This window comes from Terrabacter sp. NPDC080008 (assembly GCF_040702505.1).
In the GTDB taxonomy this organism is placed as follows: domain Bacteria; phylum Actinomycetota; class Actinomycetes; order Actinomycetales; family Dermatophilaceae; genus Terrabacter.
This window is the reverse complement of the sequence record NZ_JBFBLC010000001.1, coordinates 310,109-333,220: the sequence shown is the minus strand read 5'-3', so window position 1 is coordinate 333,220 and position 23,112 is coordinate 310,109. Positions and strand designations below refer to the sequence as shown.

19 protein-coding genes are annotated in these 23,112 nt (G+C 71.5%); 9 read left to right on the top strand and 10 right to left on the bottom strand.

Features of this window, described 5'->3' with window-relative positions:
* Positions 1 to 1,262 precede the first annotated feature (1,262 nt).
* From AB0316_RS01585 to AB0316_RS01560, 6 genes are all read right to left on the bottom strand, one after another.
* Positions 1,263 to 2,804, bottom strand: a complete 1,542-nt coding sequence (locus AB0316_RS01585; RefSeq protein ID WP_366269875.1) for a DNA polymerase IV — start codon at positions 2,802 to 2,804, stop codon at positions 1,263 to 1,265.
* Positions 2,805 to 2,906: 102 nt separating this feature from the next.
* Positions 2,907 to 3,452 (bottom strand): hypothetical protein, encoded by a 546-nt coding sequence (locus AB0316_RS01580; protein ID WP_366269874.1) that lies wholly within the window; start codon positions 3,450 to 3,452, stop codon positions 2,907 to 2,909.
* A 15-nt stretch (positions 3,453 to 3,467) separates the two neighbouring features.
* Positions 3,468 to 3,809 carry an SHOCT domain-containing protein gene (locus AB0316_RS01575; protein ID WP_366269873.1) on the bottom strand — a complete coding sequence of 114 codons (342 nt, stop codon included), beginning with the start codon at positions 3,807 to 3,809 and terminating at the stop codon, positions 3,468 to 3,470.
* A gap of 14 nt (positions 3,810 to 3,823) precedes the next feature.
* Entirely contained in the window at positions 3,824 to 4,282 is a 459-nt protein-coding gene (locus AB0316_RS01570; protein WP_366269871.1) for a DUF6325 family protein, read from the bottom strand.
* A gap of 38 nt (positions 4,283 to 4,320) precedes the next feature.
* The gene (locus AB0316_RS01565; RefSeq protein ID WP_366269869.1) at positions 4,321 to 7,227 is read right to left on the bottom strand and encodes a sulfatase-like hydrolase/transferase; all 2,907 of its coding nucleotides are present in this window, start codon (positions 7,225 to 7,227) and stop codon (positions 4,321 to 4,323) included.
* Between the two features lie 270 nt (positions 7,228 to 7,497).
* Positions 7,498 to 7,962: a hypothetical protein gene (locus tag AB0316_RS01560; RefSeq protein ID WP_366269867.1), complete on the bottom strand. Its 465-nt coding sequence runs from the start codon at positions 7,960 to 7,962 to the stop codon at positions 7,498 to 7,500.
* A gap of 400 nt (positions 7,963 to 8,362) precedes the next feature.
* Here AB0316_RS01560 and AB0316_RS01555 point away from each other — a divergent pair, with 400 nt between their 5' ends.
* The 6 genes from AB0316_RS01555 to AB0316_RS01530 are packed head-to-tail and all read left to right on the top strand — an operon-like array spanning position 8,363 to position 15,881.
* Positions 8,363 to 10,051, top strand: coding sequence for an ABC transporter substrate-binding protein (locus AB0316_RS01555; protein ID WP_366269866.1), 1,689 nt, complete (start codon positions 8,363 to 8,365; stop codon positions 10,049 to 10,051).
* Positions 10,052 to 10,056: 5 nt separating this feature from the next.
* Complete coding sequence (locus AB0316_RS01550; protein ID WP_366269864.1) at positions 10,057 to 11,013, top strand: ABC transporter permease; 957 nt, start codon at positions 10,057 to 10,059, stop codon at positions 11,011 to 11,013.
* Positions 11,010 to 11,900, top strand: coding sequence for an ABC transporter permease (locus AB0316_RS01545; RefSeq protein WP_366269863.1), 891 nt, complete (start codon positions 11,010 to 11,012; stop codon positions 11,898 to 11,900). The genes AB0316_RS01550 and AB0316_RS01545 overlap by 4 nt, the downstream gene beginning before the upstream one ends.
* Complete coding sequence (locus AB0316_RS01540) at positions 11,897 to 12,991, top strand: ABC transporter ATP-binding protein (protein ID WP_366269861.1); 1,095 nt, start codon at positions 11,897 to 11,899, stop codon at positions 12,989 to 12,991. Before AB0316_RS01545 ends, AB0316_RS01540 begins: the two co-directional genes overlap by 4 nt.
* Positions 12,988 to 14,097: an oligopeptide/dipeptide ABC transporter ATP-binding protein gene (locus AB0316_RS01535; protein WP_366269860.1), complete on the top strand. Its 1,110-nt coding sequence runs from the start codon at positions 12,988 to 12,990 to the stop codon at positions 14,095 to 14,097. Before AB0316_RS01540 ends, AB0316_RS01535 begins: the two co-directional genes overlap by 4 nt.
* A complete protein-coding gene (locus tag AB0316_RS01530) occupies positions 14,094 to 15,881 on the top strand; it encodes a gamma-glutamyltransferase family protein (RefSeq protein ID WP_366269859.1) in 1,788 nt (595 codons plus the stop codon). Before AB0316_RS01535 ends, AB0316_RS01530 begins: the two co-directional genes overlap by 4 nt.
* Positions 15,882 to 15,893: 12 nt before the next feature.
* On the opposite strand, the gene AB0316_RS01525 is transcribed toward AB0316_RS01530, so the two are convergent.
* Positions 15,894 to 16,562: a GntR family transcriptional regulator gene (locus tag AB0316_RS01525; RefSeq protein WP_366269857.1), complete on the bottom strand. Its 669-nt coding sequence runs from the start codon at positions 16,560 to 16,562 to the stop codon at positions 15,894 to 15,896.
* A gap of 81 nt (positions 16,563 to 16,643) precedes the next feature.
* Here AB0316_RS01525 and AB0316_RS01520 point away from each other — a divergent pair, with 81 nt between their 5' ends.
* Positions 16,644 to 18,431, top strand: coding sequence for an L-lactate permease (locus tag AB0316_RS01520; protein ID WP_366269855.1), 1,788 nt, complete (start codon positions 16,644 to 16,646; stop codon positions 18,429 to 18,431).
* Between the two features lie 79 nt (positions 18,432 to 18,510).
* On the opposite strand, the gene AB0316_RS01515 is transcribed toward AB0316_RS01520, so the two are convergent.
* The gene (locus AB0316_RS01515; RefSeq protein WP_366269854.1) at positions 18,511 to 19,122 is read right to left on the bottom strand and encodes a DoxX family protein; all 612 of its coding nucleotides are present in this window, start codon (positions 19,120 to 19,122) and stop codon (positions 18,511 to 18,513) included.
* A 251-nt stretch (positions 19,123 to 19,373) separates the two neighbouring features.
* Here AB0316_RS01515 and AB0316_RS01510 point away from each other — a divergent pair, with 251 nt between their 5' ends.
* Positions 19,374 to 20,357 carry a serine/threonine-protein kinase gene (locus tag AB0316_RS01510; RefSeq protein ID WP_366269852.1) on the top strand — a complete coding sequence of 328 codons (984 nt, stop codon included), beginning with the start codon at positions 19,374 to 19,376 and terminating at the stop codon, positions 20,355 to 20,357.
* Positions 20,358 to 20,432: 75 nt separating this feature from the next.
* Positions 20,433 to 21,083 (top strand): LON peptidase substrate-binding domain-containing protein, encoded by a 651-nt coding sequence (locus AB0316_RS01505; protein ID WP_366269850.1) that lies wholly within the window; start codon positions 20,433 to 20,435, stop codon positions 21,081 to 21,083.
* A gap of 119 nt (positions 21,084 to 21,202) precedes the next feature.
* On the opposite strand, the gene AB0316_RS01500 is transcribed toward AB0316_RS01505, so the two are convergent.
* Positions 21,203 to 21,910, bottom strand: coding sequence for a M50 family metallopeptidase (locus tag AB0316_RS01500; protein ID WP_366269849.1), 708 nt, complete (start codon positions 21,908 to 21,910; stop codon positions 21,203 to 21,205).
* A gap of 145 nt (positions 21,911 to 22,055) precedes the next feature.
* Positions 22,056 to 22,991 (bottom strand): 2-dehydropantoate 2-reductase, encoded by a 936-nt coding sequence (locus AB0316_RS01495; protein ID WP_366269847.1) that lies wholly within the window; start codon positions 22,989 to 22,991, stop codon positions 22,056 to 22,058.
* Positions 22,992 to 23,112: the final 121 nt, after the last annotated feature.

Below are 23,112 nucleotides of genomic sequence, written 5' to 3'. Positions count from 1 at the left end.
GCGGCGTGCATGCTCTCGGTAGGAGGGTGCACGCCGTCGCCAGGGCCGAACGCCTCTTCAGAGTTGATGGCGTCAGCCCCCGCGTCGGCGGGCGAGAAGACGGAGAGTCTTGCTCTCACTCCATATTCGGAGCCCCCGAAGGAGCCGCCCTCGGCCAGTTTGAAGGGCCAGCGACTCAAGCCAAGTCAAGTCGTATGGCGAATTGACGGACACATGCAAAGTATTGCTCCTAAGTCTGACTCTGATGTGGTCATCAATGGAGTCTCTCCGGAGAACTGGCGATCTCCAGTCGTGGTCCTAAGTACTGCGAACGCTCCGCTGCGTGCCCGCCTAGTGACCTACCGGCTACCGAGGCCAGGCGGATTGCCATCTAGTGATGATGGGCATGCCGTGGATTGCGAAAAGAGAGGACAATCCTGCAGGCTCGAGATGAGCGGCGACAGTTTCTCTGTCGTCTCTGGCATCACGATGGATCCTCTCACCATGGCCACGCTGACACTTGAGTACCCAACGCTGGCCCCCGAGGATGTCCGCTCGGGCGTGCGCTCGTATTTCGTTTCGTGGGTGCTCCGTGCGGTGGCTCCGCCCGCTCCTGAATAGTCATTGGAGGGCCTCAGTTCATGAGACTTACTGCTCGTCTATTGCTCCCCGGGCGTTCCCCGGACGGCGGACTGTGGCCTTGGAACTCTATTGCCGCGCAGACAGGCTTCCCAACCCCGGTCGATGGCTACACGGATTGGAGCCAGCTTGTGGAGCTTCGTCCGGGGATCGATGCCTCGTCGATACCGGTTGCGGCCGCCGGCTACCTGGACCCGGTTACGCGCTCAAGGCTCCTGCAAGTATTTTCCTCGTCCCCGGACTCAGAGTGGGTATGGCTGCCGGATATCCCTTGGCTGGATGCGTTGCAAACCACTGATGCCTCTCGCCTGTCGCAAAGGTCGGAAGTAGGTGCGTTTCGCGACTTGGCCGCTAGTTGGGCACACCGACGGTTCTCGGGCCGCGCCCAGTGCGAGACCTCACTCATTGAAGCTCCGCCCTACGCTGACTCGCTCCTCGTCACGACGACCGATGATGTGTTCCATCGGATGGTTTCAGCGGGACTAGAAATACATGAGGTGACACGGGCCCGACACATCCCGATTTGGTGTGACTGATGTCGCTAACCCGAATCTCGGCCCTCGTCTTCACGCGTACCTGAAGCAGGCGGGATTTGGAGGACGACCGAGCCAGAGGGGGGAGGACGGCTCCCCCCTTGCGGCCGATCACCCAGTGTGCGGCATGAACCCGTCGACGAGCAGGGATTGCCCCGCGCTCCCAAACCGGTCGAGGTTCGGCAGCGCGGTCAGCTTCCGTGGCGGGGTCGGCGCGGGCGGCGCGACCCTCATCAGGAGCGTCCGGCGAACGTCGAACGTGCGCTCGGGACGCGGTGGGGTGCCGGGACCCTCGAACCGGACGGTGATGACCCCGTCGGCGACGCGCGCGATCCAGCCGCTCCCGTGCTCCTCGTGCTCGACGTCCAGGCCGACCGCGCAGGTGTGCACCGTCAACGGTGCCGGGAGGCGCTCGCCGTCCCGGTCATCGTCGTCGTCGGCGTCCGCCGCGTCGTCGCGTCCATCGGCCGCCGGCACCACGCCCGCATCCAGGGAGCCGGTGCTGTCGCCCGTCTCGTCACCCGTGGGGAGTGGCGCCGTGCCGACCAACGGAGCGACCGCCCGGTCGGAGGTGGTGGGCTCGATCAGGACTGCGTCCGCCTCCTCGGGCAGGCGCAGCTGGGCCCAGTGGGTCAGGCCGGACAGGGCGACCCCGAGCAGCCGGACCGGTTCCTTCGGGTCCGCGGCGTCGAGCGCCGCCGTGGCCGCCTCCCGCAGCTGCTCCGCCTCCGACGTCGGCTGGGCCAGGGTGACCGACCGGGTCAGCGTGGTGAAGTCGGACAGGCGGACCTTGACCGTCACCGTGCGGGCGCCGCCGCCGTGCCGCTGCAGGCGCCGCAGCGCGCGAGCCAGGACGTCCTCGAGAGCGCCGGGCAGCTCCCAGCGGCGGAGATCCTCCGCGAAGGTGCGCTCCGCGCCCACGCTCTTGGCCTCCCGCTCGACGACGACCGGACGCGGGTCGTCGCCACGAGCGAGGCGGTAGAGGTTCCAGCCGGCAGCCTCACCGAGAGTCCGGACCAGGTCCTCGCGGCTCGTCGCGCGCAGGTCGGCGACCGTGACGATGCCGAGGCGTCGCAGCGTCGTGTCCGTCGCCGGTCCGACGCCCCAGAGTGCCGAGACCGGCTTGGGCAGGAGGAAGTCGTCCTCCGCCTCGGGCGGCACGACGGTGAACCCGTTCGGCTTGTCCGCGTCCGAGGCGAGCTTGGCGATGAGCTTGGAGCGGCCGAGACCGACGGAGACGACCAGCCCGGACCGGTTGTAGACCAGCCGGCGGGCCACATCGGCTCCGAGGGCAGGGTCGGCGGCGAAAGGGCCGGCGGCCAGGTCGACGAATGCCTCGTCGAGGCTGACCGGCTGCACGAGCGGGGACAGCTCGCGGAGGGTGTCCATGATGAGGGCGCTGTGCTCCGCGTACGCGGCGAAGCGGGGAGTCAGGACGGTCGCCGACGGGCACAGCACCCGTGCCTGCGACATCGGCATCGCCGAGTGGCAGCCGAACCTGCGCGCCTCGTAGTTCGCGGTGGCGACCACCCCGCGCGGGCCCGTCCCGCCGACGAGGACCGGGGTGCGCACGAGCGACGGCTTCTGCCGCGTCTCGACGGAGGCGAAGAACGAGTCGGCGTCGACGTGCATGACGCTTGCGTCAGCGCGCACCTGTGGACCTCCCTCCGACCTCGACCTGTCCCGGCCACCTCCTTCACTCTCCCGCACCGCCCTCAGGCAGCTGGTAGCCACTCCCGTGGTCACGGGGCATGGTCAGTGCAGGGCCACCTTGAGGCCGGCGACGAGCAGGCCGATCCCAGCACCCACCGCGGCGCTGGCCACGCGTCCCCACGGGCTCAGGCCGCCCCGCGCCCCCGCCAGGTAGCTGTATCCGGTGAGCAGCACGATCGTGGCGATGAGCGCTATCCAGGCCGCCGTGCGCAACGTGGCCCCGGCCAGCTCGGCGACGAGCAGGACGATGATCGGCAGCACCGAGGCGCCGGCGATCGGCCACGTCTCCTTGACCGCCAGTCGCAGGGCCACGGCCGGGTGGTGGCCGTGCGTCACCGACGCACCGATGGTGTGGGCATGCAGGTGCGCCAGCCAGTAGACGAGCACGGTGCCGAAGATGGCGACGCTCAACTGCGCCGTCGAGTCCACGTGGCCGGCGCCGTAGGCGATGACCGCGGCGCACACCACGGTGCCGGTGATGACGCCCTCACCACCGCTGATCAGCCCGAGAGGGTCGACTCGGGCCCGAGCCCGCACCGGCGCGCCGGTGCGCGTGACGGCGTCGGGCTCGGGGTCGCGCTCGTCCATCCGACGACCGACCCGTCAGGTCCCGAGGATCTTGGCCTTCTGGGCGGCGAACTCCTCGTCGGTCAGGATTCCCTGGTCGCGCAGCTCGGCCAGTCCCTTGAGCTGCTGCACGACGTCGGTGCTCGCAGCGGCCGGCGGTGGCGGCGGCGCCGGCGCGGCCGCCGGGGGCGGCTGCTCCTGGTAGCCCTGCTGCTGGCCGTACACCTGGTCGTCGTACGCCTGCTGGCGCTGGGCCGCCGTGGCGGCGTCCTTCTCGGCGAACTTCGAGGCCTGGCGGCGCTGGACGCGACCGGCCACCGCCGACGCGGTGCCGGCGACGACAGCCGTGCGGGCGACTCCCCGGAGTAGTCCTGGCATGGTGTTCCTCTCCTTCAGCTGCTGGGTTCGAGGTCTTCGAGGGCGGCCATGACCTCGGTGGCCGGGATGCGGGCGCTCGCGATGAGCTCGCCGCCGGACTCGCGGGCGGCCGCGACGAACGGCGCGGCCCAGCTGTTCTCGTAGACGATGAGCGCTGCGACGGTGCCGGGTGACATGGCCCCGGCTGCCTCGGCGACGTCGTCGTCACCGAGCAGCCCCGACCGGGCGCCCGCGAAGTACGAGAACCCGCCGGAGGCGGACATGGGGTCGGTGACCTCGAGGACCTCGACCCGGCCGTCGTCGTCCTTGCTGACGACCATCAGGTCGTAGAGCCGGATCACGCCGCGCTCGACGAGGTCCATCAGCGCGTCGCCGGCGGCTCCGGTGAGCCGGTCCCGTGGGAACTCCAGCAGGATGAAGTCGATCGGGCCCGACGCCTCGGTCGTGGGGGTGGGCGATTGTGTGGTGGTCATCTCTCTCCTTCGTGCGGTGGGTGGTCGCGGATCGGCCGTCAGGCGTGCATGCCGTGCGAGACGAGATGGGCGGCGCCGTGGCGGTGGAGCATCTCCTCCTCCTCGCGGGTGCCGGGCTTGAGGTCGAAGACGACCTGGCGGACGGTTCCGGTGAACGCGTACGGCGCCTTGTCCTCGTAGTCGAGGTCGACCACGAGGCCGTTGTCCCGCCCGATGTCCATGCCGGCATACGACGAGAAGGCGACGGGCACGGTGCGCGGCATGCGACCCTCGCCGACCTTCTCCTCGCCCACCCAGAGGGTGACGGTGCCGCCGGTGCCCGGCTTGTTCTCGTCGGCCTCGAAGAGCATCTTCACGGCGAGGTCGCCCGTGGGCAGCGGCTTGGTCGACACCTGCTTGTACGTCTCCACCCCGAGGAAGGAGTACGTGTGGTGCAACCGGTGGTCGCCGTCGACCCAGAGCGCGAAGCCGCCGATGAAGTCGGCGTTCGCGACGATGACGCCCTCCGCACCCTCCTCCGGCACGTGCAGGTCCGCCTCGATGGCGTAGGAGCGGCCGTAGACGAACGGGATCATCCCGCGCTGCACGTTCTGGACGTCGCCCGCGAAGGTGCGCCGGGTGACGGCCGGCAGCGGCGGCAGGATGCCGTACATCACGCAGAGGCCACCGAGCAGCGGCAGCACGCGGTTGCGCTCGGCCTCCTGCCAGAACAGCTGCCGCAGCTCCTCGAGCTTCGCGGGCTGCTCCTTGGCCAGGTCGTGGGCCTGCGAGAAGTCGTCGGGCAGGTAGTAGAGCTCCCACACGCCCTGCTCGGGGTCGTAGACGCCGGGCGCGAAGGCGGCCAGCGTCTCCGGCGAGAAGGCCCACGGGTTCCGGTCGATGCGCGCGCAGGCCCACCAGCCGTCCTTGTAGATGCTGCGGTTGGCGAAGGACTCGGAGTACTGCACGGTGTGCCGCTCGGCCGCCTCCCGGTCGTCGAACGTGTAGAGGAAGCTCGTGCCGTCCATCTGCTCCTGCGCGATCCCGTCGACGTGCGAGGGCTCGGGGATGCCGGCCGCCTCCAGGACGGTGGGCGCGATGTCGATGCAGTGCGTGAACTGGCTTCGCACCGCCCGGTCCGGGCTGATCCGGCGCGGCCAGGCGACGACCATCGGGTCGCGGGTGCCGCCGAGGTGGCTGCCGGTCTGCTTGCCCCACTGGAAGGGGGTGTTGCTCGCATGCCCCCAGGCGGCCGCGAAGTGCGGCGCCGTGTGGTCGCCACCCAACGCCTCCGAGCCGCCGTACCTCTCGATCAGCTCCAGCTGCTCGGGCGCCTCGAGCTCGACGCCGTTGAGGAACGTCATCTCGTTGAACGACCCGGTGAGGGTGCCCTCCATGCTGGCGCCGTTGTCGCCCCAGACGTAGAAGACCAGCGTGTTGTCGAGGTCGCCGGCCGCCTCGATGGCGTCGAGCAGCCGACCGACGTTCCAGTCGGCGTTCTCGGAGTAGCCGGCGAAGACCTCCATCTGCCGCACGTAGAGCTTCTTCTGCGCGTCATTGAGGGAGTCCCACGCGGGGAGCGCCTCGGGCCGCTCGGTCAGCTCGGTGTCCTGGGGCACGAGCCCGAGCTGCTTCTGCCGCTCCAGGGTGTGCTGCCGGTAGGCGTCCCAGCCCTCGTCGAAGCGGCCCTTGTAGCGGTCGGCCCACTGCCGGGCCACGTGGTGCGGCGCGTGGCTACAGCCCGTGGAGTAGTACATGAACCACGGCTTCTCGGTGTCCTGGGCGCGCACCGCGTGCAGCCACTCGACCGCCTTGTCGGTGAGGTCGTCGGGGAAGTAGTACGGCTGCCCGTCCTTGCCCTCGGGCACGCCGAGCACCGAGTTGTCCTGGGTGATGATCGGGTCGTACTGGCCGGCCGCCCCCGACAGGAAGCCCCAGAAGTGGTCGAAGCCCCACGACAGCGGCCACCGGTCGAACGGGCCCGCGGCCCCCTGCACGTTGTCGGGGGTCAGGTGCCACTTGCCGAAGCCGCCGGTGACGAAGCCGTTCTCCCGCAGGATCCGGGGAAGCGCGGCGCAGCTCTTAGGCACCGACGCGGTGTAGCCCGGGAACGGCCCCGGGTACTCCGCGATCGACCCGAACCCGACCCGGTGGTTGTTCCGCCCCGTCAGCAGGGCCGCCCGCGTCGGCGAGCACACCGCGGTGACGTGGAACCGGTTGTAGGTCAGGCCCATGCGCTGCACGCGCGTGAGGTTCGGTGTCTCGATCGCGCCGCCGAAGGTCGACGGGCCCCCGAACCCGGCGTCGTCGATCAGCGCGATGAGCACGTTGGGCGCACCCTCGGGCGGGCGCACCGGCGCCACGATCGTCCAGTCCGCGATGGACTCGCCGAGGGTGCGGCCGGCCATCCCGCTGAAGGCACGATCCGGGATCGGCAGGACCGTCCGGTCCGGGCTGAACTTCGCCATGGCCTCGGCGAGGGAGTCCTTGAGCGCCCCCAGTCCGTCCCGGTCGGCCTGGACGAGCGAGCGGGCCTGCGTGCGCGTCAGCGCCTGCTCGACCCGCAGTCGCTGGTCGTCGTCGAACACGGCGATGACCCCGGCCGACCCCGGCGGCAGGTTCTCGCCGAGGCGCTGCTCGATCTGCTGCCGCAGCCGGTTCGCGCTGAACCGCCCGGCGAGCCAGCCGACCACCCCACCGGTCGCCACGGTCGTGGCCAGCAGCATCGGCGCGAAGAGGCCTACGGCCAGGCCCACGCCACCGCCCCAGCGGGCACCCGTGCGCCCGAGGTGGTCGCCGGTGAGCTCGACGGAGACCTTCCCGTCCTGCGCGTGCGAGACGAGGATGACGCCCTCGATCGCCACCTTCCGGCGGCCCACCTCCGCCACGAGCGCGTCGAAGTCCGCCCGTGCCGAGGTGGTGTCCTCGTAGCCCGCCACCAGCACGTCCGTCACCGTCTGAGCCATCAGCCCGTCTCCATCCCCTCCGCGGAGCACACGCGCGCCCCCCACCGGTCCCTCCCAGAGTCGTCCTCGCGCGCGTCGGCCGCCTCACCCCGGCCGGGTGACTGCGTACGCGTGCAGCCAACTCAGGCGGTCACCGCACGTATGCGTGTCCGCCCCCACCGGCGTGCGCGCGCTCGCGGTGGCCAGCCGTACGCATACGGCAGGCACCCCGGGACGTCACGCGTCCGTCCCGGGGTGCGAAAGGGGATCCGCTGGACCGCGCCCGCGGCCTCAGGTGCTGGACCCGACCTCCTTGCCGTGAGCGGCGATGCCGTAGATCACGAGGAAGTCGACCACGATCATCGTCAGGGCCCACAGCGGGAAGGCCGGGATGAAGGCGAAGTTGACGATCGCGCTGATGCCCGCCACGGCGATGCCGAGCACTCGCGCCCACAGGGCGCCGGTGAACAGGCCGAAGCCGGACACCAGCGCGACGATGCCGATGATCAGGTGGACCCAGCCCCACGCGGTGTAGTCCACGTGGACGACCAGTCCGGTCGAGGCCACCAGGTAGTAGCTCTTGTTGAAGAGGGCTACCAGCCCGGCGATGCCCTGGAAGCAGCCGAGCATGATCAGCATCATCGAGCCGAAGAGGACCCAGCCGCTCCATCTGTCCTCGGTGGGCGTTCCGTAACCCGGCTGCTGCGGCATCCGGTTGGCTCCGGTCGCCGGTGTTTGCTGGCGCACGTCGCTCATGATGTTCCTCCAGTCAGACGAGACGTTCTGCCTTCTTCAGGCTCGCCTGTGCTGGCCGCGGGGGCATCACCCTCAGTGAGTGATCTGGCCCCGGTGACCGGGTCACCCTCGGCCGACGGTGCTGCCAGAGGTCAGGGGCGCGGGTTCGTGCGGGTCCAGCGGCGCTCGTCGTGCCGCCGCCGACCCATGCCCGCGGCGCCGCGCGCGCAGACGTCGCCCACCTCGTCGGCCACCCATCCAGTCGCGGGCTGCGCCCCGGCTGACCTCTTAGCCGTCCGTCGGCAGCCCCCGGAGACGGCGGAGGTGAGTCGCGAAAAAATGGTCCGTTCAACCTACCAAATGCTCTTGTATACAGGATACGATTCCCGAACTTCGCCTTCCCCCCACCACGGAGCGTGTCATGACAGTTCGGAACGTCTCGACCTCCTCGCCGGCCTGGGCGCGAGCGCGCGCGCTGGCGGTCGTTCTCGCCGCCACCTCGCTTGGAGCCGCCGGCTGTTCGGCCGTCGGACCCAGCGCGAACCAGGCCAGCCCGGGTGGAGCGGGCGCCGGCTCCAGCGCGAGCGGCGCCGACAGCTTCGGCTCGCCCGCCAACGCCGGTGACGTCAAGCAGGGCGGCGCCCTGGTCATGGCCCTCTCGGCCGAGCCGGACAAGCTCGATCCCGCGCTCTCGCGCAGCCTCTACTCCCGGTACGTCTTCAGCGCCATGTGCGAGAAGCTCTACGACGTCGACCAGTCGGCCAAGATCGTGCCCCAGCTGGCCACGGCGCTCCCGACTGTCAGCGGTGACGGCAAGACAGTGACGATCCCCGTCAAGACCGGCGTGAAGTTCGCGGACGGCACGCCGTTCGACGCGGAGGCGGTCAAGGCCTCCCTGGAGCGTGAGCTCTCCCTCAAGGGCTCGGCGCGCAAGAGCGAGCTGGGACCCATCGCAAGCGTGACGGCCAAGGACCCCAAGACGGTCGTCATCACCCTCGACAAACCGTTCGCGCCGCTGACCGCGGCCCTGACCGACCGTGCCGGCATGATCGTCAGCCCCACGGCTGCCAAGAAGCTGGGGACCGACTTCGCTTCCTCGCCCGTGTGCGTCGGCCCGTTCAAGTTCTCCAAGCGCGTGCCGCAGAACTCGATCGACCTCGTCAAGGACCCGAACTACTACGCGGCCGACAAGGTGCACCTCGACTCGATCAGCTACCGGATCATCACGGACGCCAGCATCCGTGCCGCGAACCTGCGCTCGGGCGACGTGCTCGTGGCCGACTCCCTTTCCGCGCAGGACGTCCCAGGGCTCAAGCAGGAGAAGTCCCTGCAGGTCCTGCAGTCGCAGTCCCTCGGCTACCAGGGCGTGACGTTCAACATCGGCAACACCAACGGCGTCGACGCTCCGCCGCAGATGAGGAACGCCCCGGAGGCGAAGGACCCGCGGGTCCGCCAGGCCTTCGAGTACGCCATCGACCGGGCCGGTCTCGTCAAGGTCATCTTCAACGACCTCAACACCGTCGCCTGCTCACCCATCTCGCCGGCCAGCGAGTTCTCGAGCGACGCGGCCCAGAAGTGCACCGCCCACGACCCGGAGAAGTCCAAGGCGCTGCTCAAGGAGGCGGGGGTCCAGACTCCCTTCCCGATCGAGATGATCACCTCGAACAACCCCGACAGCCTTCGGCTCGCGCAGGCGCTCCAGTCGATGGTCAAGGAGGGCGGCTTCGACCTGAAGATCAAGCCGGTCGAGTACGCCTCGCTGCTCGACCAGCAGGACCAGGGGCAGTTCAGCCTCCTGCAACTTGGCTGGTCGGGCCGCGTCGACCCCGACGCCAACATCACCAACTTCGTCGGCACCGGCGGCAGCCAGAACGTGGCCGGCTTCAGCGACAAGCAGGTCGACGACCTCCTCGCCAAGGCCCGCGAGACCCAGGACGTCGGCCAGCGCCGGGACCTCTACGCCCAGGTGATCGACCGGCTGCACCAGACCGACCCGCTGATCTACCTCTACCGCCAGCGCAACCTGACCGGTGTCTCGAACTCGCTCAAGGGCGTGCAGGTCTTCCCCGACGGCGTCGTCCGGGTCGCCTTCGCCGGGATGGCCAAGTAGCGGTCGTGCGTCGCTACCTGTTCCACCGCGCCTGGCAGTCGCTGGTGACGCTGGTGCTCGCCACCGTGGTCGTCTTCCTCGGTGTGCGGGCGCTGCCCGGGGACCCGGCCCTCGCCCTCGCGGGCGAGGACCGGACCCCGGAGGCGCTCGCCGCGATCCGCGCCGAGTACGGCCTCGACCAGTCCCTGCCCGTGCAGTTCTGGCGCTTCGTCAGCCACGCCCTCCAGGGCGACCTCGGCATCTCCGTCCGCACCGGCCAGTCGGTCAGCTCCATGCTGGGCACGGCCATCCCCGTCACCGTCGAGCTGTCGCTGCTGGCCATCGCCATCGCGGTGGTGCTCGGTGTCGGAGCGGGCGTCGTCGCGGCGGTGCGGCGCGGCCGCCCCTCGGAGTGGGTGGCCAACGCGTTCGCCCTGCTCGGCCTGTCCGTCCCGCACTTCTGGCTGGGACTCATCGCCATCCTCTACCTGTCCGTCGCGACGGGCCTCTTCCCCGCGTCCGGCTTCGTGCCCCTAGGTCAGAGCGTCACGGACAACCTCCACCACGTCATCCTCCCGGCCCTGATCCTCGGTACCGGCCTCTCGGCGGTGATCATGCGACAGACGAGGTCGTCCATGCTCGACTCGCTGTCCACCGACTACGTCCGCACGGCAGAGGCCAAGGGCCTGCGCCCGTCGGCCGTCATCGGGCGACACGCACTGCGCAACAGCCTGATCGTGGTCGTCACCATCGTCGGCCTGCAGCTCGGCGGCCTCATCTCCGGAGCGGTGGTGACCGAGCAGATCTTCGGCCTGCCCGGCTTCGGCAAGATGACGATCGACGCCGTCTTCCAGCGCGACTACCCCGTGATCCAGGCCGTCGTCCTCGTCACGGCCACCTCGTACATCGTCATCAACTTCGTGGTCGACCTGCTCTACGGGCTCATCGACCCCAGGGTCCGCATCACCGGAGAGGCCTCATGAGCGTCGACACCGCCCTGGCCGCCGGCCCCACCCCGCGCACGGCGAGCGGCCAGCGCTCGCGCGTGCTGCGCCGGCTGCGCCGCAACCCGCTGGCCGTCGTCAGCTTCACGGTGCTCGCCATTGCGGTGCTCGTGGCCGTGATCGCGCCCTGGGTGGCGCCCTACACGCCGGAGCACACGGACTTCTCCAACACGCTGGCGCCGCCGGGAACGCCCGGCCACCTGCTCGGTACCGACGACCTCGGCCGTGACGTGCTCTCGCGCATCATGCTGGGCGCGAGGGCCTCGCTCGAGGTGGCCCTGCTGGCGGTGCTGACGGCCCTGCTCATCGGGGTGCCGCTGGGGCTCGTCGCCGGCTACTTCCGGGCCGCCGACACGATCATCTCGCGGGTCACCGACCTGCTGCTCGCCTTCCCCTTCCTCATCCTGGCCGTCGGCCTGGCCGCCATCCGCGGGGCCAGCCTCGCGAACGCCGCGGTGGCCATCGGCATCGCCCAGATCCCGGGCGTCATCCGGGTCGTGCGGTCCGACGCCCTGCGCCTGAAGTCCCTCGACTTCGTCGCGGCCGCGGTCGTCCACGGGGCGAGCGACCTGTGGGTCCTGGCCCGGCACATCTTGCCGAACGCGACTTCGGTCGTGCTGGTGCAGGCGACCGTCGCGATCCCCGCCGCGATCCTCGGCGAGGCCGTGCTGTCGTTCCTCGGCCTTGGCATCCAGCCGCCCTCGCCCAGCCTCGGCACGATGCTGGCGAACGCCCAGCAGTTCGCGGCCCGGGCACCGTGGGCCGCCGTCCTGCCCGGGGTGGCCATCATGGTGCTGGCCCTGGCGTTCAACGTGTTCGGCGACAGCCTGCGCGACGCCCTCGACCCGAAAGCGAGTCGCCGATGACCGCCGCCACAGGGACCCTCGGCCGCACCCCGCAGCAGGAGGGCCAACCCGTCCTCGACGTCCACGGCCTCACGGTGACCTTCCGCACGGAGGTGGGCTCGGTCTCGGCCGTCGACCACGTCGACCTGCGCGTGGCCCCAGGGGAGATCGTCGGCATCGTCGGCGAGTCCGGCTGCGGCAAGAGCGTCACCGCGATGAGCCTCGCCGGTCTCCTCCCGCGCAGCACCCGCGTGGAGGGGTCGGTGCGACTCGACGGCGTCGAGCTCGTCGGGGCCAGGCCCAGCGCGCTGCGCGGCGTCCGGGGCCGCGACATCGCCTACATCTTCCAGGAGCCGATGAGCTCGCTGAACCCGGTCCTCACGGTCGGACGCCAGGTCGTCGAAGTGCTCCAGGCCCACGAGCGCCTCAGCCGCAAGGAGGCGCTCGACCAGGCGGTCGAGCTGCTCAGCCTCGTGGGGATCCCGTCCCCGCGCGAGCGCGTCAAGCACTACCCGCACCAGCTGTCTGGGGGCATGCGACAGCGCGTCATGATCGCGATGGCGGTGGCCTGCCGGCCGAAGGTCCTCGTGGCCGACGAGCCGACGACGGCTCTCGACGTCACGGTCCAGGCGGGCATCCTCGACGTGCTGCGGGGGCTGCGCGACCGGTTCGGCACGAGCATCCTCATCATCACGCACGACCTCGGCGTCATCGCCGACGTGGCCGACCGCGTCATGGTCATGTATGCCGGTCGCGTCGTCGAGAGCGCCACCGTCCACGAGCTGTTCGCACGACCACAGCACCACTACACCGCAGGGCTGCTCGCGGCCTCGCCCCGTCCCGGCCACCACGCGGGCACGCACCGGCTGCAGGAGATCCCGGGTCTGGTGCCCGTGCTCGAGACCCAGCCGGACGCCTGCACCTTCGCCGACCGCTGCCCCTCCGCCTCCGAGCGGTGCTCCACTTCTGCCCCGCCCTTCGCCGCCCTCTCTGGAGGCCCGCCGACCGACGCCGACGCTGGGACCGGAGCCGCCGGCGCCGTGGAGCACCGGGTCGCGTGCTGGCACCCGCGCCACGAGGCAGCCGAAACGACCCGCCAGGAGTCCCGATGAAGCCCGCAGCCGTGGAGACGACCCAGCCCGGGGGGCAGCCCGTTCCCGCCGGGCCGGGTGAGCCGGTCCTCGAGCTCGAGGGCCTCGTCATGCACTTCGGTCCCGTCCGAGCCGTCGACGGGGTGTCCCTGCGCATCCGCAAGGGTCAGGTGACGGCCCTCGTCGGCGAGAGCGGCTCGGGCAAGTCGACGGTCGGCCGCTGCATCGTGCGCCTCGTCGAGCCCACCGACGGCGCGGTGAGGCTCGGCGGCACCGACGTCACCCACCTGTCGCGCAAGGAGCTGCGCCAGCACCGCCGCGACGTCTCCATCGTCTTCCAGGACCCGGCCGGGTCTCTCGACCCGCGCATGCTCGTCGGCGAGGTGGTGGGCGAGCCACTGCGGCTCCAGGCCGCGAGGCTGAACCGGCGCGAGCGGTCCGAGCGGGTCAAGGAGAGCCTGCTCCGGGTCGGTCTGCGTCCCGAGGTGGCCGAGCGCTACCCCCACGAGCTGTCCGGAGGGCAGCGCCAGCGCGTCAGCCTGGCCCGGGCCCTGATGTCCGAGCCGAGCCTGCTCGTCGCGGACGAGCCGACCAGCGCCCTCGACGTGTCGGTGCAGGCCGCCGTCCTGAACCTGCTCGCCGACCTGCAGCGCGACATCGGCTTCGCCTGCCTCTTCATCACGCACGACCTGTCGGCCGTCGAGTACCTCGCCGACGAGATCGCGGTGATGTACCTCGGCCAGCTCGTCGAGGTGGGCACCCGTGAGGAGATCTTCGCCCATCCCAAGCACCCCTACACGCAGGCGCTGCTGTCTGCTGCGCCGGTCGCGGACCCCGAGCGGCAGCGAGCACGCACGCCGGTGCTGCTCGGTGACGACCTCCCGTCGGCCATGGATCCACCCTCCGGCTGCCGCTTCCGCACCCGCTGCCCGGTGGCGGTCGCCCGCTGCGCGGAGGAGGTCCCGGTGCTGCGCACCGTCGGGGACGGCGGCACGGTGGCCTGCCACCTCGTGGAGCAGGACGGGACCGGACCCGACATCCGCACCGACGCAGCAGCTAGCGCGACGACCGCTGTGACCGCCACGACCACGACGACTTCGACGACGACCACGGAAAGCCTCACATGACCTTCACCACCCGTCCCACCCTCGAGGGCACCTTCGGCATGGTCTCCTCGACGCACTGGCTCGCCTCGCAGTCGGCCATGCGGATCCTCGAGCTCGGTGGCAACGCGTTCGACGCCGCGGTGACGGCCGGCTTCGTCCTCCACGTCGTCGAGCCGCACCTCAACGGCCCCGGCGGTGACATGCCCGCGATCATCGCCACCGCCGAGAACCCGACCCCGCGGGTGCTCTGCGGCCAGGGCCCGGCACCGGCCGGAGCAACCATCGAGCACTACCGTTCGGAGGGCCTCGACCTCGTGCCGGGTTCAGGACCGCTCGCGGCCGCCCTCCCCGGCGCGGTCGACGCCTGGCTGCTCCTGCTCCGCGACGAGGGCACCATGACGCTGGCCGAGGTGCTCGAGCCGGCCATCGGCTACGCCCGTCACGGCCACCCGCTCCTCGAGCGGGTGTCGACGACCATCGCGACCGTCCGCGAGCTCTTCGAAAGCGACTGGTCGACCTCGGCCGACCTGTGGCTGCGCGGTGGTGAGGTCCCGGCGCCAGGTGCGCTCTTCGCCAACCCGACGTATGCCGACACCCTGGACCGACTCGTCCACGAGGGACGCGCAGCCGGTGGCGACCGCGAGGCCCAGATCGACGCAGCCCGTCGCGCCTGGAGCCAGGGTTTTGTCGCCGAAGCCGTGGACGCCTTCTCCCGCAAGTCCTTCCGCGACTCGAGCGGCGAAGCACACGCGGGCCTCATCACCGGTTCCGACATGGCAGCCTTCTCTGCGACGTGGGAGCCGGCGACCACCGCTGACTTCCACGGCTACACCCTCGCCAAGACGGGCCCGTGGGGGCAGGGCCCCGTCCTGCTGCAGACCTTGGGCCTGCTGGAGGCGCTCGATGACCCTGCCGCGCTCGACCCCGCGACGCCGCACGGCATCCACTGCGCCACCGAGGCCCTCAAGCTCGCCTTCGCCGACCGTGAGGCGTGGTACGGCGACGTCGACGTCCCGATCGACACCCTGCTGTCGCGGGAGTATGCCGTCGAACGCGTGTCGCTCGTCGGCGAGACTGCGTCGACCTCGCTCCGGCCGGGCAGCCCGGGAGGCCGCGAACCGGTGGTCGCGGCATACGCCCGCTTCGCCGAGGAACGTCCTGCGGCGGCGCTCGACGCGACCCTCGGGGAGCCCACGGTCGCGCCGACCGGCGTGACCCGCGGCGACACGTGCCACGTCGACGTCGTGGACCGCTGGGGCAACATGGTGTCGGCCACGCCGAGCGGCGGCTGGCTGCAGAGCTCGCCGACGATCCCCGAGCTCGGCTTCTGCCTCGGAAGCCGGATGCAGATGTTCTGGCTCGAGGAGGGCCTGTCCTCGTCGCTGGCACCGGGACGGCGCCCGCGCACGACGCTCACGCCCACCCTGGTGCTCCGGGACGGTCGACCGGTCATGGCCTGCGGCTCTCCCGGTGGAGACCAGCAGGAGCAGTGGCAGCTGGTCTTCCTGCTGCGCCACCTGGTCCAGGGGCAGAGCCTCCAGGAGGCGATCGACGCCCCGTCCTTCCACACGACGAGCCTGCCTGCGTCCTTCTACCCGAGGGAGGCCGAGCCCGGGGTGCTCGTCGTCGAGGACCGCGTCGGGACGGATGCCGTGGCCGAGCTCGAGCGGCGCGGGCACTCGGTTCGCGTCTCGGATCCCTGGAGTCTGGGGAGGCTCTGTGCCGTGACGCGGGACGCTGACTCGGGCGTGCTCAGGGCCGGTGCCAACCCACGTGGGATGCAGGGCTATGCGGTGGGTCGGTGACCACCGCCGCCCTCACTGCCGGGTGACGTTCTCCCGCGCTGCGTGGGCCGCGGCGTCGACGTGGTCCCGGGCGGCGGCCTCGGCCTCGTCGGCGTCGCCGGCCGCGATCGCGTCGACGAGCCGGATGTGCTCCTGCCAGGAGTGCGGCGCCCGGTCGGCCGCCCCCACGCGGAACACCCAGTGCACGTGCAGGTACATCGAGCTGGCGATCGAGGTCAGCCAACGGTTCCCGCTGATGCCGATCACGGCCAGGTGCAGCGCGCTGTTGAGCTCGGCGACACGTGACAGGTCGTCCCGGTCGGTGGCGTCGCGGGCCTCGTCGAGCAGCCCCCTCAGCTCGGCCACCTGGGACGGGGTTGCCCGCTCTGCCGCCAGGCGCGCCGCAATGGTCTCGAGCGCCGAGCGCACGGCGAAGAGGTCGGCGACCGCCGCGGCCTCGGGGGTGGCGACCACGGCCCCGCGCCGCGGCATCATCGTGACCAGGCCGTCGGCCTCCACGATGCGCAGCGCCTCGCGCACCGGGTTGCGCGAGACCCCGAAGTCGGTGGCCAGCCGCTCCTCCGTCAGTCGCTGTCCCGGCGGGTAGTCGCCGTTGACGATGCGGCGGCGCAGCTCCTCCAGCACCTGTTCTCGCAGCGCCTGGTGCTGGCTCCCGATCGTTCGGGCGTGGCTGACGCTCATGCAGCTCCTCCTCAGACGGCCGCCGAGCATCCCTCTGTCTCGCCTGTTCCGACCATGCACACCGTATACGAAAGACACTTCATGCCACTGCTTTTCCCCGTTGCCGCCGACGTGACGTCCGGACTGACGACGGTCTCCCCCGGCACCTGGGCCCTGGCAGTCAGCCCCGTCGTGCTGCTTCTCGCCCTCGTCCTGTGGGGACGCTTCTCGACCGTGGTGAACGCCTCCGTCACCGTGGTCTATAGCGCGCTGGTGGCCCTGCTCGTCTTCGGCGCCGACGGGCTGACGGTGGCCGTCGGTCTCGGCAAGGGCGCCTGGGTCGGTGTCTGGATCCTCTATGTCATCTGGCCGGCGCTACTCATGCACCACCTCGCGTCGCACGTCGGGATGGCGTCGCTCGGTCGCGCCCTCGCGACGCTGCTGCCCCGTCGCACGGAGAACGTGCTGCTGCTCGCGTGGGTCCTGCCGTCGTTCATCCAGGGCGTCTCTGGCTTCGGCACCCCCATCGCGGTGGCCGCTCCCCTGCTGGTCGCCCTCGGTATCGGCAAGGCGCGAGCCGTCGCGCTGCCGCTGATCGGCTACCACTGGGCCGTCGGCTTCGGCTCGATGGGGTCCTCCTTCTACATGGGCGCGCTCACCGCGCACCTCCACCCGCTCGAGCAGACCGAGTATGCCGCCGCCGCGGGCATCGCCCTCGGGATCAACGCCGTCCTGGCTGGAGCCCTCGTCGCCGTCATGGACGGCGGCTGGCGCGGGCTCGTCGAGGGCCGGCGGATGCTGCTGACCGTGGGGCCGGTGATGGCGCTGGTGCAGGTGGGTGTCGTCGGACTCGAGCCGGGCATCGGTGCCCTGTGCGCCGGGGCGTCCGGGATCGCCATGGTCATGCTGCTGCGCCGCTGGCCCGGCCGGCCCGCCGCGGTCGACCGCAGCGCCGTCGCCGTGGCCGTGGAGCAGTGGCACCGTGTCGACGAGGTCCCGATCACCCAGCGGGTGGCCTCGCGTGCCGCCGATGAGGAGGCGCAGGCGACCGCGTCGGTCGTCGACCGGGCCGGGCCGGTCGACGAGGACCGGCGGGCACGGGCCGGCGCCGACCGGCCGGTGGAGTCCCTCGAGACGGCCCACACCGTGGAGCGCGCCCGGGCCGCCGCCGTGCCCTACGCGTTGCTGGCCGTCGTGGCCCTGGCGATCTTCCTGCCCCCGGTCCTGCGGACCTGGGCCAAGTCCCACCTGCTCCTGGGACCGTCCTTCCCGGCCACGGCCACCTCACTCGGGACGACCAACCCCGCGGTTCAGCTCTACAACCCCATCGCACTGCTCGGCCACCCGGGAACGATCCTGCTCGTCGCCTGTGCTGGGAGCATCGCGGTTTGGTGGCGGCGCGGCGCCTGGTCGAGGGGCGCGTGGGGCCCCGTGTGGCGCGGCACGGTGCGGCAGGCCTGGAAGTCCTCTCCCTCCGTGGTACTGCTCGCGTCGGTCGCGGGAGTGCTCGTCGACAGTGGCATGGTGCGGGTCGTCGCCCAGGGAGCAGCAGCGGCGACCGGATCGGCCTACCCCGCCATCGCGCCCCTGGTGGGCGCGCTCGGGTCGTTCATCACCGGTTCGACGACGAGCTCCAACGCACTCTTCTCCTCCTTGCAGGCGGACATCGCGCACCTGGTCGGCGACCGGCCCGCGGACCTGCTCGCCGGCCAGCTCGCCGGCGGCAACATCGGCAACTCGCTGGCACCGGTCGTCATCGTGCTGGGACTCACGGCGGTCGGGGCCGCCCGACGAGCCGGTGACGTGCTGCGCATGACACTGCTCCCCGCGGCCGTGCTCCTGCTCTCGGCGGTGGCCACCACGTGCGTACTCGTAGCCCTGCACTCGTGAGGACCACCACCTTCCGCGGACGCGTCAACCCGGCTGGTCCGCGGGAGGTCGGGGTCGCGCGGCTGTCCCGGGGCCAGGCTCAGCCCTGCTCGTCGGCGTTGTCGGCGCTGACGGTGGTGACGGGGTCGCCGGGCGTCTCGCCGGTGGCGGCCCGTCCCACCTCGCTGTCGCCGGCGGCGGCCTCCTGCGCCGCCTCGGCGGGCGCCGAGTTGCGGCGCCCGAGGGCGATGGCCGCCGAGGACGCCGCGGCACCTATCGCCAGGCCGCCGAGGGCCCAGCCGGGCCCCCACTCCTCGCGACCGAGCGCCGCGTCCACCGACACCTCGCCGGGGCCGGCGTCGATGAGCGCGACCAGCGCGGCGATGAGCACGGCGTTGTACTCCCAGCCGCCCTGGGTGACCCACACGCCCTTGGGCTTGTGCACCTTCCAGATCGCGGTGAGCATCGTGCCGATCAGGCTGGAGGCCGCCAGGGGCGTGGCCGCGCCGGCGACGAGCAGGGCTCCGCCGGCCGCCTCCGACACGCCGGCGGCGATCGCGTTGGGGCGGGCCGGACGCATCTTGAGCGCGCCCATCATCTGCTCGGTGCCCTCGAGACCGGGGCCACCGAACCAGCCGAAGAGCTTCTGCGTGCCGTGCCCCACGAAGAGGCCACCGATGACCGCTCGGGCCGCAAGTCTTCCGATCTTCATGGGAGACGGGTACCCGGCCGAGGCGTCGGCGAACCGGCCGCGAAGGGCCGGAATATCGGCGCAAATGCACCGTTGCGCATCCGGGGCCGGGGGGTATGTAGGCCGGAGCCGCGTAACCGGGGAGCGGTTCAGCAGAGACAGCCCGTGAGTGCTCCATCCGCGCTCGCGTCCCGTACCATATCGCTGACGAAGGCTCCTGAGATGTCAACTGACGTGCACCTTCAGTCCCGGAAGACAGAGGTGCCGCTGAGATGAACCGCTTGCATGAAGGGTTCGTGCTCGGCGACCGCTACCACCTCGACCACCGGATCGCCTCCGGCGGGATGGCCGACGTCTGGGCCGGCACCGACTCGGTGCTCCAGCGCGAGGTCGCGGTCAAGATCATGCGCCCGGACGTCGACCACGAGCGGCTCTTCGCCCTCCGCTTCCGTGACGAGGCGGTCCACTCGGCTGCCCTGATGCACACGAACATCGCGACCGTCTTCGACTACGGCGAGGACGACGGCTTGGCCTACCTCGTGATGGAGCTGGTCCAGGGCGAGCCGCTGTCGGCAATCCTCAACCAGCGCGGTCCCCTGCCCCCGAGCGAGGTGCGCTCGATCCTGGGGCAGGCCGCGCTCGCGCTCGGCGTCGCGCACGAGGCCCGGGTGGTCCACCGCGACATCAAGCCGGCCAACATCATGGTGCGCGAGGACGGGCTCGTGAAGCTGACCGACTTCGGCATCGCACGCGCGCTCGACGCCTCCGGCCACACGCAGCACGGCGAGATGCTCGGCACCCCCAACTACATCAGCCCCGAGCAGGCCCTGGGCCACGCCGCGACCGGTGCGAGCGACCTCTACGCGCTGGGCGTCGTGGGGCACGAGATGCTGTCGGGCCAGCGGCCGTTCGACCGCGGCACCCCGATCGCGACGGCCCTGAGCCACGTCAACGAGCCGACGCCGCCGCTGCCCGACGACGTGCCCGAGGACCTGCGCGACCTCATCGCCGAGTGCCTCGAGAAGGACCCCGAGAAGCGTCCCGCCAACGCGGCGGCCGTCGCCGTGCGCCTCGGCCTCGGCGACCAGGAGCTGCGCGGGCTGGCCCTCGGCCTCGCGACCGCGATCAACGGGTCGCCGGCCGAGATGCTCGACGAGGTCGACGAGCTCGAGGGTGAGGTGGCCGAGCGCCACCAGGACCACTCCGCCGACGAGCTGGGCGCCACCCAGGCCATGCCGTCCGGCGTGCCGGACTGAGCCGGTCGGCCGTCCGGTGACCGCCGGCCGTCTCCACCCCTGACGGACGCCGCTCTTCGCACCTACGCTGGGTGGATGGCGACCCTGCCGCTCTTCCCCCTCGGCACCGTGCTGATGCCCGGCGCCCGGCTGCCGCTGCAGATCTTCGAGCCGCGCTACGTGCAGCTGCTCCATGACCTCATCGACGGGCAGGACGAGCGGTCGCCGGTCTTCGGCGTGGTGGCGATCCGCGAGGGTTTCGAGGTCGGTGAGGACGGCGTGCTCGCGCTGCACTCGATCGGCTGCGGCGCCCTCGTCACGCAGGCGGCCGCCCTGCAGGGCGAGCGCTTCCTCGTCATCTCCGAGGGCATCGACCGCTTCCGGGTCGACGCGATCGATGAGAGTGCCGGCACGCCGTACACGACGGCGCGCATCACCTGGCTCACGGAGCCCGACGGTGACCCGGCCACGGTGCGCGAGCTGGCCGCCCGCCTGCGCGCCGAGCTCACGGCGTTCGCCGCCGTCACCGGGGAGGAGCCGGAGCTGCCCGACGACGACCGATCCCTGGCGTATGCCGTCCCGAACACCGTGAGCCTCGACGTGGCCGACCGCCAGCGCCTCCTCTCGAGCACCGACACCGAGTCGCGCCTGCGGCTGGCCCTGCAGCTGGTCCAGCGCGAGCGGGAGTTCGCGTCGGCGCTCGGTGCCGTGGCCCCGCCGGCAGCGCCGCCCTTCAACCTCAACTGAGCCCGGCGGCATACGCCCTCGGCCCGCACGCGCCTTCTTGAACCGAACGCAGCGTTCGGGCGCGAACTCAGCGTTCTACCAGCGCGTTCGACACCGAACGCTGCGTTCGGTGTGGAAGGTCAGCGGAGGGTGGCGAGGACCTCGGACGCGACGACCCAGCTCGCGAGGGCGCAGACCACGACGTAGGAGAGGTTCCACGCGGCGCGCGGCACGGGCGTGAGCGCCGCGAGCACGGCGGGGTCGCTGCTGCGGCTGCGGTCGCGCAGCACCGCCCCGAGGTGACGCCAGGCGCCCACGACGAGGACGACGCCGAGGCCGACGAGGACCTGCGTCTGCAGCCTGTCGTCGCGCCACCACCACAGCGCCGCCGACCCGGCGATCGCCACGGCCATCACCAGGGCGGTGAGCGCCGACCGCACCCGCACGAGCGCGAACAGCAGCACGGCGAGCCCGGCGCTCAGCACCGGCGCGGCCCAGCCGCGCCCGGCCGCCCACACCATGAGCGCCCCCAGCAGGGCCGGCATCGGGTAGCCCGACCACGTCGAGGCGATGCGACCGGCGCCGCGCGGACGACCGCGGGTGACCGCGTGCCCGGACATGTCGCCGCGCAGCGCGAAGCCGGTGAACTGGCGCCCGACGAGGATGCCGACGATCGCGTGACCGAGCTCGTGCACGAGGGTGACGCTCAGGCGCACGACCCGCCACAGCGGCCGGACCGTGACGAGCGCGAGGGCGACCGCCAGCACGAGCAGCAGCCGCGGCGCGGTCAGGGCGACGTCGTGCGTGGCGGGGACCACGCGGTCGCGGACCACCTCGAACCACTGCACAGACGCAGAACCTAGCCGACGTGCCTGTGCCGGGATGCTTGGCTGAGGCTGCGGGTGGTCCGGCGGATGGTGCTGCGAACGGTGGGGTGATCACCCCACCGATCAGCGCACCATCAGTCGCATCAGCCCGCATCCGAGCTGCGGGTCAGCCCGGCGGCGGCACGGGGTGTCGCGAGGTCAGCACCTCGAGCAGCAGCCGGTGCAGCGGCACGTCGACGCCCGACTCACCGGCGAGCCGCACGACCGCGCCGGTCCAGGCGTCCAGCTCCGAGGGCCGGCCCTCGAGCAGGTCACGCTGCAGCGAGGTCGTCGAGTCGGCCGGTTGGTCGTCGACGAAGGCCATCGTGCCCTCGACGACCCGCGCGGGCAGCCGTATGCCGCGTGCCCGGGCCAGCGCCTCGACCTCGCGCATCGCGTCCTGCAGCAGCGTGCGGCTCGACGGCTTGGAGCGCAGCTGCCCGATCGCGGCGTCGAGGGCGGCGCCGAGGCTGCCGAAGGGCACGACGAAGAGCATCTTCGACCAGAGCTCGGCCCAGATGTCGTCAGGTGCGGGAGAGGCGACGCCCGACGCCGTCACCGCCTCGCGCAGCCGGGCGACGCGCTCCGAGGGCGCGCCCGGCGCCGGCGCCCACTCGTCGAAGACCAGCGAGGCCGGCCCGCCGACGTGGGCGACACGGCCGGGTGCCTCGATGTGGGCGAAGATCTTGGCGATGCCCGGCAGCACCGCGCTCCGACCGACCGTGGCTGCGGTCCGGTCGGGCGCCTCCACCCCGTTCTGCACCGTGATGACGGCCGTGTGCAGGGCCAGCAGGGCCGGCAGCTTCTCGAGCACCGGCGCCAGCTGCCACGTCTTGACGGCCAGCAGCACCGCGTCGACGACCCCGATCGCGGCAAGGTCGTCGGTGGCCTGCGCCGCCCGCACCGTGAAGTCGCCCGCGACGCTCGTGACGACGAGCCCGTGCTCACGGATCGCCTCCAGGTGCGCTCCTCGCGCCAGGAACGTGACGTCATGGCCCGACGCCGCCAGCCTCCCGCCGAAGTAGCCACCGATGCCACCTGCGCCCAGCACCGCGATCCGCATGGCCGTGCCTCCTCGTACGCCTGCCTCGTGCTCCCATCATCGCCCCGCTGCCCGGCGCGCGGGGCGGCGTCGACCCGACGAGCGGGATCGCGGTCCTGGAAGGTGCGTGGACGCATACGGG

Coding starts and splice junctions, on each gene's coding strand:
- AB0316_RS01570 (WP_366269871.1), bottom strand. CDS start 4,282: ATGACCACCACACAATCGCCCACCCCCACGACCGAGGCGTCGGGCCCG.
- AB0316_RS01580 (WP_366269874.1), bottom strand. CDS start 3,452: ATGGACGAGCGCGACCCCGAGCCCGACGCCGTCACGCGCACCGGCGCG.
- AB0316_RS01525 (WP_366269857.1), bottom strand. CDS start 16,562: ATGAGCGTCAGCCACGCCCGAACGATCGGGAGCCAGCACCAGGCGCTG.
- AB0316_RS01510 (WP_366269852.1), top strand. CDS start 19,374: ATGAACCGCTTGCATGAAGGGTTCGTGCTCGGCGACCGCTACCACCTC.
- AB0316_RS01555 (WP_366269866.1), top strand. CDS start 8,363: ATGACAGTTCGGAACGTCTCGACCTCCTCGCCGGCCTGGGCGCGAGCG.
- AB0316_RS01535 (WP_366269860.1), top strand. CDS start 12,988: ATGAAGCCCGCAGCCGTGGAGACGACCCAGCCCGGGGGGCAGCCCGTT.
- AB0316_RS01530 (WP_366269859.1), top strand. CDS start 14,094: ATGACCTTCACCACCCGTCCCACCCTCGAGGGCACCTTCGGCATGGTC.
- AB0316_RS01575 (WP_366269873.1), bottom strand. CDS start 3,809: ATGCCAGGACTACTCCGGGGAGTCGCCCGCACGGCTGTCGTCGCCGGC.
- AB0316_RS01505 (WP_366269850.1), top strand. CDS start 20,433: ATGGCGACCCTGCCGCTCTTCCCCCTCGGCACCGTGCTGATGCCCGGC.
- AB0316_RS01565 (WP_366269869.1), bottom strand. CDS start 7,227: ATGGCTCAGACGGTGACGGACGTGCTGGTGGCGGGCTACGAGGACACC.
- AB0316_RS01540 (WP_366269861.1), top strand. CDS start 11,897: ATGACCGCCGCCACAGGGACCCTCGGCCGCACCCCGCAGCAGGAGGGC.
- AB0316_RS01495 (WP_366269847.1), bottom strand. CDS start 22,991: ATGCGGATCGCGGTGCTGGGCGCAGGTGGCATCGGTGGCTACTTCGGC.
- AB0316_RS01515 (WP_366269854.1), bottom strand. CDS start 19,122: ATGAAGATCGGAAGACTTGCGGCCCGAGCGGTCATCGGTGGCCTCTTC.
- AB0316_RS01545 (WP_366269863.1), top strand. CDS start 11,010: ATGAGCGTCGACACCGCCCTGGCCGCCGGCCCCACCCCGCGCACGGCG.
- AB0316_RS01520 (WP_366269855.1), top strand. CDS start 16,644: ATGCCACTGCTTTTCCCCGTTGCCGCCGACGTGACGTCCGGACTGACG.
- AB0316_RS01560 (WP_366269867.1), bottom strand. CDS start 7,962: ATGAGCGACGTGCGCCAGCAAACACCGGCGACCGGAGCCAACCGGATG.